Source organism: Shewanella sp. BJSY2023SW007, assembly GCF_047314525.1.
GTDB classification, from domain to species: Bacteria; Pseudomonadota; Gammaproteobacteria; order Enterobacterales; family Shewanellaceae; genus Shewanella; species Shewanella chilikensis.
Map to the genome: position 1 here is coordinate 12,760 of NZ_JBKORL010000107.1, position 13,854 is coordinate 26,613.

The 13,854-nt window shown below is 54.0% G+C and carries 9 protein-coding genes, 1 tRNA gene and 1 pseudogene; 1 reads left to right on the forward strand and 10 read right to left on the reverse strand.

Annotation, left to right across the window (positions count from 1 at the left end; genetic code table 11):
- Positions 1–84: 84 nt before the first annotated feature.
- The 4 genes from ACMHXE_RS19280 to fdhD form a co-directional block, all read right to left on the reverse strand.
- The gene (locus ACMHXE_RS19280; RefSeq protein ID WP_101056386.1) at positions 85–1,065 is read right to left on the reverse strand and encodes an NAD(P)H-quinone oxidoreductase; all 981 of its coding nucleotides are present in this window, start codon (positions 1,063–1,065) and stop codon (positions 85–87) included.
- Positions 1,066–1,307: 242 nt separating this feature from the next.
- Positions 1,308–1,541, reverse strand: coding sequence for a sulfurtransferase-like selenium metabolism protein YedF (gene yedF, locus ACMHXE_RS19285; protein WP_025010175.1), 234 nt, complete (start codon positions 1,539–1,541; stop codon positions 1,308–1,310).
- Complete coding sequence (yedE, locus tag ACMHXE_RS19290) at positions 1,541–2,755, reverse strand: selenium metabolism membrane protein YedE/FdhT (RefSeq protein WP_101056387.1); 1,215 nt, start codon at positions 2,753–2,755, stop codon at positions 1,541–1,543. Before yedE ends, yedF begins: the two co-directional genes overlap by 1 nt.
- A gap of 304 nt (positions 2,756–3,059) precedes the next feature.
- Positions 3,060–3,896, reverse strand: a complete 837-nt coding sequence (gene fdhD, locus ACMHXE_RS19295; protein ID WP_071238705.1) for a formate dehydrogenase accessory sulfurtransferase FdhD — start codon at positions 3,894–3,896, stop codon at positions 3,060–3,062.
- Positions 3,897–4,037: 141 nt separating this feature from the next.
- Between fdhD and ACMHXE_RS19300 the strand changes: the two genes are divergently transcribed.
- A tRNA-Sec gene (locus ACMHXE_RS19300) sits at positions 4,038–4,132 on the forward strand.
- Between the two features lie 69 nt (positions 4,133–4,201).
- Here ACMHXE_RS19300 and selB read toward each other — a convergent pair.
- The 6 genes and pseudogenes from selB to fdnG all read right to left on the reverse strand — a co-directional run.
- Positions 4,202–6,037 (reverse strand): annotated as a pseudogene (gene selB, locus ACMHXE_RS19305) (selenocysteine-specific translation elongation factor); the annotation flags it as partial.
- Positions 6,034–7,455 (reverse strand): L-seryl-tRNA(Sec) selenium transferase, encoded by a 1,422-nt coding sequence (gene selA / locus ACMHXE_RS19310; protein WP_071238746.1) that lies wholly within the window; start codon positions 7,453–7,455, stop codon positions 6,034–6,036. The gene selA and the pseudogene selB, both read right to left, overlap by 4 nt.
- Before the next feature lie 67 nt (positions 7,456–7,522).
- Positions 7,523–8,437 (reverse strand): formate dehydrogenase accessory protein FdhE, encoded by a 915-nt coding sequence (gene fdhE / locus ACMHXE_RS19315; protein ID WP_413733106.1) that lies wholly within the window; start codon positions 8,435–8,437, stop codon positions 7,523–7,525.
- Positions 8,438–9,079: a formate dehydrogenase subunit gamma gene (locus ACMHXE_RS19320; protein WP_039033519.1), complete on the reverse strand. Its 642-nt coding sequence runs from the start codon at positions 9,077–9,079 to the stop codon at positions 8,438–8,440. It abuts the gene before it with no gap.
- On the reverse strand, positions 9,076–9,999 hold the full coding sequence (gene fdxH, locus ACMHXE_RS19325) for a formate dehydrogenase subunit beta (protein WP_071238702.1): 924 nt from the start codon (positions 9,997–9,999) through the stop codon (positions 9,076–9,078). Before fdxH ends, ACMHXE_RS19320 begins: the two co-directional genes overlap by 4 nt.
- Before the next feature lie 2 nt (positions 10,000–10,001).
- On the reverse strand, positions 10,002–13,016 hold the full coding sequence (gene fdnG, locus ACMHXE_RS19330) for a formate dehydrogenase-N subunit alpha (protein WP_413733109.1): 3,015 nt from the start codon (positions 13,014–13,016) through the stop codon (positions 10,002–10,004).
- Between the last annotated feature and the right edge of the window lie 838 nt (positions 13,017–13,854).

Sequence of the window (13,854 nt, forward strand, 5' to 3'; positions counted from 1 at the left end):
ATGTTACAGCCAACCAGCAACAATGAAGAAAAAGCTGCCGAAGGAATATTCAGCAGCCATAGGGAGTGGCGCGTCAGTAGCTACTTACTTCAGTGTCAGCACCACCTTGCCCGAGTGATTGCCGGATTCCAACAAGTGATGTGCAGCAGCGCAATCTTGCAGCGAAAAACGGGCAAAGATATGGGGCTTCAGGGCACCTTCATTCAATAACGGCCAGACCTTGGCCTTGAGTTCGGCAGCAATTGCCGCCTTGGCCGCGACGCTTTGAGGCCTTAAGGTTGAGCCGGTCCAAACAATGCGTTTGGCCATCAGGCGAAAGATATCCACTTCAGCCCTGGCTCCCCTTTGCATGGCAATAGACACCATGCGGCCATCACAGGCGAGTACCTTGAGGTTCTTGTTGGCAAAGTCGCCGCCAGCCATATCCAGCACCACTTCGACCCCCTTGCCTTGGGTCCAGTCCAGTACAGGTTCAACAAAATCTTGTTGTCGATAATCGATCGCCAGCTCGGCTCCCAGTTGCCGACACCAGGCGCATTTCTCCGGGCTCCCGGAAGTCACCAGTACTCTGGCACCAAAAGCCTTGGCCAGGGCAATGGCGCTGCTGCCGATGCCGCCCGAACCGCCGTGAATGAGCACTGTCTCGCCTGGCTGTAACCTGGCTCGCATAAACAGATTGCCCCACACGGTAAAGAAGGTCTCGGGAATCGCAGCGGCCTCTTCCAAGCTCCAGCCCTTGGGCACAGGCAAGCAATGACCCGCCCAGGTAAGCACATACTCACTGTAACCACCACCCGGCACCAGGGCACAGACCGCTTGTCCGGTCTGCCATTGGTCTACGCCTTGCCCCAACGCGACTATCTCACCGGCTACTTCCAGTCCCAGCACGGGAGAAGCGTCTGCAGGGGGCGGATAGTTGCCCTTGCGCTGGGCCAAATCCGGACCATTGACACCGGCCGCAGCCACCTTGATCAACACCTGCCCCGGGCCGGGAGTAGGGATCTCGGCATCAGCCAAATAGAGCACTTCCGGTTGCCCTGGAGTATCAAAAATAACCTGTTTCATTACTGCTCCTTGATGTAGGGAAGAGCCGAACCACAGCTTATATTTGCCTTTAACTCGGTTCAGTGCAAATCTGGCATAGAGTCATGGCGGCCATTGTCTCGCCGCGTTCGGCAATCTCAATATTTGAACAGTTATGATGCCCCAATACCAAGCCTCGCAACCGCCATACGTTAAACCCGCATAAAAAAACGCTGCAAAAGCAGCGTCTTTGAACGATTGAAACAGCGGAAATTAATGTTAATTCAGCGCTGGATCAGATAACGGATAGTCGGGCCGTTCTGTTCTATCTCCAGCACCTTGTAACCGTGGTTCTTGGCATCCAATGGAATATTGTTGATCGACTGTGGGCAGTCGCTGATCACTTCCAGAATTTCACCGGGTTTGAGCTGGGGCATGGCCTCCAGGGTGGCAACGGCGGGATAAGGACAGGGTTCACCAACCATATCCAATTGGTAATCAGGAGTATATTGGCTCATTACGCGGCCTCCGCAGTCAGTTGTGCATCCCGTTTGGCTTTACGGGCAAAGAATTGTTTTTCCCAGGCGAGCATGGCGACAAACGCCAGGCCCAGCATCAGGTAGGTGGCCAGCAAGCCGCCCTTGTCCCCCAAGCTGGAAAGCAGGTTGACCTTGTCCCAACTGGTGGCCAGTGGTTCGGCCAAGTCGTCCCAGTAGTAGGCCAAAATAGTGGAGCCAATGACGTTACCCAGGCCAACCCACCAGAAGTGCACCTGCCCTTCCACGGCGCGGTACATCCAACCGGTTTCGCAGCCACCGGCCAGCACTATACCGAAACCGAACAGCAAGCCACCGATAACCGCGTTGGGACCAGCCCACATGATCTTGGGTGAAACCCCTAGTTGCACATAGCTGTAAATCCCTATGGCACTGACCGCCATACCTATGATGATCGCCTTGGCCATATGGGTACGGCCGGTGATCCACATGTCGCGAAATGCCGAGGTAAAGCAGATCTGTGCCCTTTCAATCAGCAGACCGAAACCGACACCGCAAAGCATGGCAATACCCAGCTTGGGTGCGTTGAACAGGGTCAGGAGTCCCCAACCGACTATGCCGATAAACACCAGCATACCGATACGAAAACGCCTTCTGGCCTGGTTTTCATCCTGCTTGACCGAGCTGGCCTTGGTGACCTTCTTCAGCGCCACCGGAATGCGGAACATGGGCAGCAAGGTGAACCTGGCGCCAAAGTAAGAACCGGCGGCAGTGGCCAGCGCGAAGAACCAGGCATGCAGCGAGAACTGCGGAATACCGGTAAAGAAGGCCGCCAGGTTACAACCCATGGCCAAACGGGCGCCGAAGCCGGCAATGATGCCGCCAACCAGGGCCTGCATGATGCGCACCCGGCTCTGTGGCATTCTGAGCTTGACGTTATTGGCCCATAGCGCCGCGGCGATACAGCCACCGAACATGCCGATAATCATCATGCCGTCGATACGATCCAGCGGCGTACCGGCCAGACCTATCACCTTGAAATAACCCCAGGTTTCCGGCTCGGCACCGAACATTTGCAGCAAGTGGCCACCCCAGCGAGTGAATTCGCCGGTCACGGCCCAGAAGGTACCGGTCAGACCAAAATAGTAAGTGGAAAGAATACCAGCAGCGATAACAGCCGGCATGGGAGCCCAAAAACGGACCAGATATTGTTGTTTAAATTGTTGCCATGTCATGTCATTACCCTAATGAACGAGACCTTGCCAAAACGGACACTGGGTGTCCGTCAACCATTTTGTAAGGTGCGAACAAACAGCCCACAGCAACTGACCTGTCGCACCTTATTTCATGCCTTTACGGCGATAAAACCGCTGGAGTGCAGCAAACGACGGCTGTCTGGCATCATCAAAGCACTAAAGACCGGCCGAAACTGGGTTCCGACCGGCCATAAACAGTGTTTAACAACGATGATGAGCAGACAGTAGGCGCTGTGCTAAAGAAAGGGCGAACAAGTCCCGCGAGGACTTTGTCTTTACTTACTTAAATGGCCTTGGCCAGGCGATCGCGGCTCAACCCCGTCAGTCTGTGACCATGGGTGTAGAGCGTCGCACGACCGTTGCGGCAAAAGCCCACCAGCGTGATGTTGCTCTTCTCGGCCAACTCCAACGCCAGTGAGGTCACGGCGGACATGGCAAAAAGAATCTGAATATTGGCACTGGCAGCCTTTTGCACCATCTCGAAACTGGCTCTGCTGGTCAATAAAACCGCGATTGGCCGCTCGGCATGTTTCTGTGAAAAGGCACCGATTAACTTATCCAGTGCTATATGTCTTCCAATATCTTCATAGGCATCAATAATATGCCCATCATTATTTAAACCCATTGCAGCATGGGTGGCGCCAGTTAATTTAAAATGCTGTTGATTGTCCTTAACAAAATTCAAAGCAACCTTTAAATTGTTGATATTAAACTCGGCACCATTATCAACTCGAATAACAGGTTTAACCGCTTCTTCAAGTTGGGCAACACCGCAAAGTCCACAACCGGTTCTACCGGCCATATTGCGTCTTTGTTGCTTTAATTCCATGAAACATCTTTGGGTTATCTCAATCTGAACCAGCACACCTTCCTCGGTATATTCCAGCTCAACACCCTTGATTTCATTTATGTTTCTAACTATGCGCTCCGACAGAGTAAAGCCGATAGCAAAGGCTTCAAGATCCTGCGGACTGGCCAACATTACTGTATGGGAAATGCCGTTATATACCAGGGCGATTCTCACTTCGTTCGCTAAATAGTCAGTTAATTCCGAAGCCTGCCCTTGTTCCATAAGGGTGACTTGTTTCTCGGTGACAACGTCATGCGAATAATAATCCATAAGTACCCTCTGAACCTATCTAAATAATAAAAATTTACAGACTTTAAAATAAAATAAGAGCTATATCACAAACTCATAAAGTAAATAAAAACAGGGTTGCTTCAACTGAATTCATTTTCTATTATCTCCCTGTCTTTCGATGGAAGAACGTCGTCTCCGGTGAGGCGTCCGGACTTCAAATCCGGGTGGGGCTGCCAGCAGTCCCGGGTAGGTTCGACTCCTATGTTCTTCCGCCAATCTTCATGGGACCAGAAAAGTTCAGCGTCCCGGATCTCCCGACTGTTACTGCGATATTTCCTGCGGGTAAAACCGCTGCGATCGAAAAACTCCAACAGTTGGATACTCACTTTGCGACCAAGACCTATCATCGCCTTGAACTCAGCGGTTTCCAGTTGCCCCTTTTGCGCTAAATGACCGCGAATAAGATCGGCGTAGTGACACAGCTTACTGCTGAGCAGGTATCTGTCTTTCACCACGGCGGTAATAAACCCTTGCTGCACCAACTGGAAACACAGCGGCCGCAGCTCACCCGGCTCCAGCTCAAGATATTCGGCCATCTCAGTCACCCACACAGGAGTATCCTGCTGTTCCAGCCAGGGGGATAAACGCTGCCAACAGGCTTCGGCTTGAGGGTCCAAGGTCATTCTGTGCTGCGGTAACTGCAACAAGGCGCCGCGCAGCACCATGCGGCGATCGCGACAGAGGCGCTCCAGGATCAAACTGGCCAGTGGCAAGGGGAACTTGCTGTGACTCATACGCAACAGGCGATTGCGCCCCAACCCCAATTGATCCGGGTGCTGCTGATGGTATTGCTCCAGCAGTGACAAATAGAGCTGTTGCTCGGCTTCCAGCAGTTCAGGTGCCAACAGGAAACCGCCGTGGCGGCTGAGTCCGGCCTCCTGAATGAGTCGAGTCAGACCGGCTTCAGTCAGTTGCCAGCGCCAGGCCAAGTCAGCCACAGCCAAGGCCTGCTGTTTACCTAGGTAAGCCAGTGCAGTGGCCGGTGTTTCGGCATCGGCGAGACAGCCAATAAGAGCGAGCCGCTCGTCGGTGCGTTTCTTGCGATTGGGAACTGTCAGCGCCAGCACTCTACCGGCGCCCAGGGTGTGCTTGCCACTGGCGTGACGCAGCACTATAGGGTCGTCCTGACATAACAACAGCGGCTTATCCAGCACCAGCTCAGCCAGGCAGTAGCCGCGCTCATCGGCCTCGGTTAACTGGGATATGCGTCCCAGAGTATGATCGGCGCCGTGGTGGCAATGTACGCTCTGCCAGTGAGTCACAGGTTCAAAGGCGCGGATCTGCACCACAGGGCGACCACAGGCGTCCGGCTGGGGCAAACTACTGAGCCAATCGCCGCGTTGCGGCGCCCTGTGGTTATCAACACCACTGAGATTGAGGGCGACCCGGGTGCCCGGCAACGCCGTCTGCGACTCCTGTCCCTGGCAGTGAATGCCGCGGATCCTCAGCTTGTCTTTCTGACCCGAGCTATAAAGGTTATCACCAACATTGGCACTGCCACTGATCACTGTGCCCGTGACCACCCAACCGGCGCCTTTGACACTGAAGGCGCGATCCAGGGTCAGGCGAAAGGCCTGCTGCGCGTCTGCGGCAACGCAAGCCTTCTCATGCTGCAGCTCGCTCGCTGCCAGCGCCAGAATATGGTCCCTCAGCGATTCAATCCCCTGGCCATTGCTGGCCGAAACGCTAAACACACCGGAGGCCTTGAGGGCAAACTCACAGAGCAGAGCCTCACTCTCTGCAACCACTTCATCGATGCGGGCCCGCTCCACCAGGTCACTCTTGGTAAGCACCAGTGTCAGGCTCTCAAGCGGCAACATGGCTAAAATCTGCAGGTGTTCGCGGGTCTGCGGCATCACGCCGTCATCACAGGCCAGCACCAAGAGCGCGTGTCTGGCATGACTGACGCCCACCAGCATGTTGTTGATAAACTTTTCATGACCCGGCACATCGATAAAGGCCAGCCGTTGTTCGTCGGCAAACGACATAAAGGCATAACCCAGATCTATGGTCATGCCGCGGCGTTTCTCTTCCGGCAATCTGTCGGTATTTTGCCCTGTCAAGGCCCGAATAAGACTGGTCTTGCCATGGTCTACATGGCCAGCGGTTACCAAGATCACAGCGACACTCCCAAGGTGCTCAGCTCGGCCAGCAGCTCGGCTTCATCGTCGACCCCGCGCAGATCCAGCAGCAGTTGCTCATTGCTGATCCGGCCGATCACCGGCCGTTCGGCCTGCTTGAAATGTTGCTCAAGCTCAATCAGGCTAGCCCCCGGATTGGCACTGAACGCCAGTGCCACCGAAGGCAGGAAGGTATCCGGCTGTGAGCCGCTGCCCACCTGGGTGCGGCACTCCACCAGCTGCAGTTGATAACCGGGGGCAAACAGGGGCTGCAACGCCTGGTGCAAACGGCTGCCAAGCAGCTTGAGTTGCTGCTGACTGCGGCCGAACTTGACCATCATAGGCAGTTCAGTATCCAGGGTTTCAGGGTTGAGATAGTGGATCAGTGTGGCTTCCAGCGCCGCCAGAATCAGCTTATCGCAGCGCAGCGCCCGCTTGAGCGGATGGCTTTGCAACTTATTAATAAGCGACTGTTTGCCGACTATTAATCCCGACTGAGGGCCACCGAGCAGCTTGTCGCCGGAGAAGCTCACCAAATCGACGCCATCGGCCAGCATCGCCTGCGGAGTAGGTTCCTGCTTGAGCCCGAAGCGGCGCAAGTCGGTGAGCGAGCCGCTGCCGAGATCCGAGATCAGCGAAATATCGTGCTCGCGGCACAATGTCGCCAGCCGTGACTCTTCCACCGAGGCGGTAAAGCCCTGAATATGATAGTTACTGGTGTGCACCTTCATGATGGCGGCGGTGTTGTCGGTTATCGCCTGCTCGTAATCCCTGAGATGGGTTCGGTTGGTGCTGCCCACTTCCACTAACGTCACTCCGGCCTGACGCATGATATCGGGGATCCGGAAGGCGCCGCCTATTTCCACCAGCTCACCGCGGGAAACTATCACCTCTTTACCGGCGGCCACCGCCGACAGCATCAACAGCACGGCGGCGGCATTGTTGTTAACCACACAGCAAGCATCGGCGCCGGTGAGGCGGTGAATAAGCGAGCTGACGGCATTGTCTCTATGGCCGCGCTTGCCGGCCTGCAGCTCAAATTCCAGTGGGGTCGGGTAACGCATCACAGAAGTAACGGCCTCGATGGCCGCCTCGGACTGCTGCGCCCGTCCCAGGTTGGTGTGCAGCAGGGTGCCGGTGAGGTTCCATACCGGCCTTAAACTGTGGCGATAATCGCTGGACAGCTGATCAACCAAAATGCCATACAAGGCTTGGTGTGAGTGACACCAGTCGGGCAGGCGTTGCTCACGGCCTATCCCGGCTCTTGCCAGCCGAAGTTGTCCATCCAGCGCCTGTTTGACGGCGGCCTTGCCAAAGCGGCTCAGCAGCGGAGCCAGTGCTGGCTCGGCCAGCAGGCTATCCATGGAAGGCAAAGCCCGATAGAGGTCTTTGAGGGTATCGGCAGTTTGGGTCATCATCTGTTTCATCATTGACTGAATAAAGGGAGGGCCTAAGCCCTCCCGGCTTTCGTTACTAACGAGCTAGTTACTCGCTGTCTTCCGTCTCGTGAGCCAGCAACAAGGGATTGACTGTGGTGGCACCATAGCCTTTCTCATTGAGCTGACTGTCGAGCATCAGGGTTGCCAAATCGTCGGCGGCCACATCCATTAGCGGTGACTTTTCGAGGAACATCATCTTGGTATAACCATGACAAGCCTCGCAGCTTTCGATGCGAACTTCGGCCTGATAGTCGTCCAAAGACCAGAGGGTCATTTCCTTGTCATGCCCGCAGCAAGTGCAATGGGCACGTATGAAGTGCCACTCGCTCTCACACAGGCTGCAATGCAGATAACGCAAACCGGCTCTGGGTTCATCGACTATCACGCTGGCAACCGGATGACTGCCACAAACCGGACACAGGCTCTGCTGTTTGACCTGGCGCTGATCCATGCGCTGAATGACTGCCGGCGCCCAGTGAGACCAATAAAGCCCCATGGCAGCCCACAGAAACAGACTGAACCTGGCGGGCACTGCACTCAGGTTGCCCTGACGCAGCGCCTGCCCCCAGGCACTCAATTGCTCGGGCGCCTGTTGCATCAAAAGACGCAGCACCCGGGCGACCGACTCATCCACCTGAGGCAGGAGTTCACTGAGCAGTTGCTGCAGCAAACTCTGCCAATAGCTGTCGGCACTGGGGCCCAAGTCTGCGAGGGGCAATCCCTCGGACTTGTCCCAGGCGGGAGGAAGGCCGAAGTCTTCCTCCACCGCCAGTTTGGCCTGTACGGCGACCAAACGGCGACACAGCTCCAGGTAATCAGCCAGCGGCGAGTCCTTGGCCAACACTTCCAGACGCTTGGCTCTGCGCAGATAAACGCTGACAGGATCGGCGGCTTTCAGAGGTTTGAGCTCCAGCGGCGACTCGCTGCCGGGGGCCAGGGGTATCTCGGCTGTTTGACTCATTTAGTGTTTCTCCGCTTCCGAATCTTCTTCCAGCATTCTGGGGTGGTGCTTACGGCACCAGGCCTTGGAGACCTTGCCGTAGAGCATGCCCGCAACCGAACCTTCTACCCAGGTCGCCATCCAGAAGTGCACCATCACGAAAATCAGCATGATGAGGGCACAGATGGCATGCACCAAAATCGCCCAGCCAATGGTTGTGGCTGAGAAATAAGGTGCAAAATAGGGCTGCCACATGATGAAGCCTGTCACCGTCAGTCCGATGGAGGTCACCACGAAAGCACGGAACAGCACCTTTTGCCCAGGGTTGTAATGGCCGATAGGCGGGATCTTGTCCTCGTTCTCAAACATCACATCCTTGATGGACAGCATCCATTTCAGGTCGTTCTTCTCCCACTTGTTGTGATGGTAGTAACGCACCAACATCAACATCAGCGGCAGACACATAAACAACCCGGCAATGGGGTGAACGAAGCGCGCCAATTGAGGCGTGCCCGCAATAGCCCCCATCCACTGGAAGGAAGGATAAAAGAACGAAAACCCGGTCAGAAAGGTGACCAAACCTGCCGCCACAATGAACCAGTGGCAGATGCGGTCAAACAGCTTATGACGCACTATCATCTCTTGCTTGTGATGCTTGCTCATTTGCCGTCCTCCTCTTTCTGAGCCGCTTGCTGATCTTCCTCAGGCGGCTGATAACCGGGTTGATCCTCTTCGACTATGTTGCGGCCAACGGTGATCTTGTGCAGACAAGCCACGGCGGCGGTTGCCAGGATCCCAACTGTACCCAAAGGCTTGACCCAGTCCTGCCACAGAGTGACAGACAGTGGGATCTGCGGATCTTCCGGCATGTTGTAGCTTTCAGGCTGAGTGACATCGTGCAATATCATCATCATCGCTGTGCCACCCACACCTTCCGGGTTGTACAACCCGGCCTTGGCAAAGCCACGCTCCTTGAGCTCGGCCACCCGCTTGTCGGCATAGAACAACATGTCTTCACGAGTACCGAAGCGCAGTGCGCCTGTGGTACAGGTCTTGACGCAAGAAGGCTCCAGCCCGACCGCCAGGCGGTCGGAACACATGGTGCACTTGTAGGCCTTGTTGTCCTTGGGGTCGATTTTAGGGATATCGAACGGACAGGCACTGGCGCAGTAACCGCAACCAACACACTTGTCTGAATCGAAATCCACTACCCCGTTGGCGTGCTGCACAATGGCGCCTGCGGTCGAACACGCCTTGAGACAGGCGGGATCGGCGCAGTGCATACAAGCTGAGTGAGTGAACTGCCAGCGCAACTTGTTGCGCTCGTCCATCACCTCGTTGTACTCCATCAAGGTCCAGACCTGGCCGGAGAGTTTCATCGGGTTTTGATAACTTCCCTCGAAACTGCCCACTTCTTCACGCAGATCGTTCCATTCGGAACACGCCACCTGACAGGCCTTACAACCGTTACACTTGGTCGCATCAAACAGTTTTGCAACCTGCTTGATATCACCAATCCGAGTTTGCGATGCCGGCGTTGCCGCTGAGGTGCCTGAGCGTCGAATAATATCTTGTGTTGCCATTATCAGACCTCCGCCTTCTCAACGTTCACCAGGAACGCTTTGTACTCAGGAACACCCGTGTTGGCATCACCCATCTCTGTGGTCAGCACGTTACAGGTATATGCCTTCTTGGTGAGGGCGTTATGACTACCGTGACGTGGAATACCCAGGGTGTGTACCGTTTGACCATTGACTTGCAGTGGCTGCAAACGCTTGGTCACCAGAGCCTTGGTAAAGATGTGGCCACGCTTGGAGCTCACCTTCACCAAATCACCATTCTTGATGCCTTTTTCTGCTGCCAACTGCTCGTTCATTTCCACAAAGGTCTCTGGCATGGAGATCGCCGCCAAACGGCAGTGAGTCGTCCAGAAGTTAAAGTGTTCAGTGAGCGAGTATGTGGTACAGGCGTAAGGGAACTCCTCTTTGGTGCCTATGGTTTCTTTCACACCCTCAAACCAACGCAGCACTGGGCTGTGCACCACTTTAGGATGCAATGGGTTGGTCCCGATTGGTGATTCCACCGGCTCATAGTGCTCAGGGAACGGCCCTTCTTTCAGCAGCTTCAGGGCGAACAAACGGCCCACGCCTTCTGCCTGCATGATAAATGGGTGCGCGCTGTCCTGTGGATTGAGCTTGGCGTTGAAGTCAGGCACGTCTATGCCTTCCCACTTGCCATCTTTCCACTCGACTATGGTGCGGTTTGGATCCCAAGGCTTACCGTTGACATCACAAGAGGCGCGGTTGTAGAGCACTCGGCGGTTGGCAGGCCAAGCAAATGCCCATCCCGGGGTAACCCCCTTGCCGGATGGATCATGGTTGTCGCGGCGTGCCATCTGGTTGCCTTTTTCGGTCCAGGAACCGGCATAGATCCAACAGGCACAGGCGGTGCTGCCATCGTCCTTGAGTTCACTAAAGCTGCTCAGTTGACGGCCGGTGTTAACATCGTATCCGTTCAACTCTTTGGTCAGCTCCACCGAGCTTGGGTTATGCGGATCGGCATAGTCCCACTTGACCGCTTCCACAGGCTCAGGCAGTTTGCCGCCCTCTTCGCGATACAGCTTTTTCAGCTCCAGCAAAATGCCGGCCACGATTTCCGAGTCAGGCATGGATTCACCGGGAGCATTGGCACCCTTGTAATGCCACTGCATCCAGCGACCCGAGTTGACGATAGAACCTTCTTCCTCGGCAAAACAGGTTGTGGGCAGACGGAACACTTCCGTTTGGATACTGGCGGTATCAACTTCGTTGTAATCCGGCTCATTTTGCCAGAAGGTTGCAGTTTCAGATGCCAAGTTATCCAATACGATCAGGTACTTGAGCTTGCTCAGCGCCTTGAGGTTCTTGTTGCGGTTAGGCATAGAGTTAATCGCGTTAACCCCCTGCACAATACAACCGTTGATCTGACCGCGATACATCATGTCGAGATAGCGGCCAAAGTCATACATCTGATCCCACTTAGGCAACCAGTCATAACCAAAGTCGTTTTCAGCTGTGGCATGCTCGCCCCAGAAGCCCTTCATTTGCGAAATAAAGAACTTGGGATAGTTTTGCCAATAGTTGGTTTGACCCGGACGCAACGGCTTAGGCGTATAGTGGCCCAGATAAGTCTGCAGATTGACGTCTTTATCATTGGGCAGCTTAAGGTAGCCCGGTAAGCTCTGACACAGCAGACCCATATCGGTCGAGCCCTGAACGTTGGCGTGACCACGCAAGGCGTTAACCCCACCGCCCAACTGGCCAATGTTACCCAACAGCAACTGCACCATCGCCATGGTACGAATGTTCTGCGCACCCTTACTATGGTGAGTCCAGCCCAGGGCATACATAAAGGTCGCCGCCCTGTCTTTGGTGTAAGTGCTGCCAATCGCCTCACAGACCACTTGGTAGTCGTCTACCGGTGTCCCTGTGATGTTGCTGACAGTGGCAAAGTCGTAACGTTCTACGTGCTGTTTCAGCAGGTTCCACACACAACGTGGATGCTCAAGGGATTCATCCACCTTGGCATAGCCGTTTTCGTCGAGTTGATAGAACCAGGATTCTTTATCGTAGTCGCCCTTCTCTTCATCAAAACCTGAGAACAGACCTTCGTGGAATTCAAAGTCTTCCCGCACCAGATAGCTGGCGTTGGTATAGGCCTTCACATAATCGAAGTTGATCTGGTTGGTGGAGATCAGATAGCGGATCACACCCAGCAAGAACGCAATGTCTGTGCCTGAGCGGATAGGAGCATAGTGATCGGCCAAAGCAGCACTACGGTTGAAACGAGGGTCAACCACAATCAATTTGGCATTGTTATGTTGCATAGCTTCCGTGACCCAGCCGAAACCGACAGGGTGCGCTTCTGCAGCATTACCGCCCATAATGATCACTACATTAGAGTTCTTGATGTCGATCCAGTGGTTGGTCATGGCACCGCGCCCAAATGTTGGAGCAAGACTTGCTACCGTTGGGGAGTGTCAGTTACGTGCAATGGTATCGATGGCGACTAAGCCAAGAGAACGAGCAAACTTTTGAGTCGCAAAACCACTCTCGTTCGCCATTCCGGATGAGGTCATCATCCCTGTGGTCAACCAACGGTTGACTGTTACGCCATCGGCGTTTTTCTCAATCAGGTTGGCATCACGGTCGTCTTTCATCAAACGGGCAATACGCTTGTAAGCTTCGCCCCAACTGATGCGCTTCCATTCATTACTGCCCGGAGCGCGATACTCAGGGTACTGCAGACGGTGCGGACTGTTGACATAGTCCACCAGGCCTGCGCCTTTAGGGCAGAGCGCCCCACGGTTTACCGGATGATCGGCATCACCTTCAATATGAAAAATGGCATGTTCAGAGTTTTTGCCACCGCTGCCTTGGCTATACATAAGCAAGCCACAACCCACCGAGCAATACGGGCAGTTGTTGCGGGTCTCTTTAGCTCTGAGTAGTTTGAATTCCCGAACTGCAGCATAAGCCTTCTCGGACAACAACCCCAGCGCAGATATGGCTGAAGTTGCCGCCCCGGCAGCGCACAGTTTGAAAAACTGACGTCTGTTCATAGCGTCCTCACACTCTTGTCGTTATGAGTTTTGATTGGGGTCGCAACCCTTGGCTGCGACCAGCCAAGTGCAGTCGAATCAAAGACCACACTCTGTGTAAGATTATCCTTAAAGACACTCAGGATAACAAATAATGACACGAGACCAAGATCACAAAGGGGTAGCTATGACAAATTGAACCACAAACATAATAAAGATCAGAATTAAAACCCAAAAATCAAACAAGAAATAGCCTATACCACCAAAACGAACAAAAAATACACCAAAAGACATTTTGTCCAAACATATAGGTAAATTTTGTCCCAACAGCGAAAAAGGCAGGATAAAGCACCATTAACTGAGGTTCAATCGACGGGAAAGAGAAAAGGATAGTGCTAAAAAAGCCGACAACTAAGACAAGGGGAAATAACTGAATGAACGAATATAACAGATAAAACAAAGTATTACATCAGTAACACCTTTACACTATCTGCAGTAGCCAACCGGGGGAGCAGAATAACCGCCATCAAGTCAAATTGACCCACCGCCTAAAAAACCATCAAACACTAAACAACAGATAAGCCACTCACAAATGTAAAGATTGTCAATTTTTATCAAAAATATCCTGCCGCTATTGGCGAATCAGGCATAGCGGGCACTGACTTGAGACCCAAAGCTCATCTGTACCTATCAGGAAAGCATCTCAGTAAACCGTCCTCGGCTGCGGATGATATTGCTAAAGGCCTGGTCAGGTTCAAGGAGACGGAGCCAAACAAGCAATGGCCCGTTTTCGAGCTTCAAACTATTACCGCAAAAGAACAGCACCTATCGCTCGAGAGGCGCCAAGCAAAAAGCCACT

Coding starts and splice junctions, on each gene's coding strand:
- ACMHXE_RS19320 (WP_039033519.1), bottom strand. CDS start 9,079: ATGAGCAAGCATCACAAGCAAGAGATGATAGTGCGTCATAAGCTGTTT.
- yedF (WP_025010175.1), bottom strand. CDS start 1,541: ATGAGCCAATATACTCCTGATTACCAATTGGATATGGTTGGTGAACCC.
- yedE (WP_101056387.1), bottom strand. CDS start 2,755: ATGACATGGCAACAATTTAAACAACAATATCTGGTCCGTTTTTGGGCT.
- selA (WP_071238746.1), bottom strand. CDS start 7,455: ATGATGACCCAAACTGCCGATACCCTCAAAGACCTCTATCGGGCTTTG.
- ACMHXE_RS19280 (WP_101056386.1), bottom strand. CDS start 1,065: ATGAAACAGGTTATTTTTGATACTCCAGGGCAACCGGAAGTGCTCTAT.
- fdxH (WP_071238702.1), bottom strand. CDS start 9,999: ATGGCAACACAAGATATTATTCGACGCTCAGGCACCTCAGCGGCAACG.
- fdhE (WP_413733106.1), bottom strand. CDS start 8,437: ATGAGTCAAACAGCCGAGATACCCCTGGCCCCCGGCAGCGAGTCGCCG.
- fdhD (WP_071238705.1), bottom strand. CDS start 3,896: ATGGATTATTATTCGCATGACGTTGTCACCGAGAAACAAGTCACCCTT.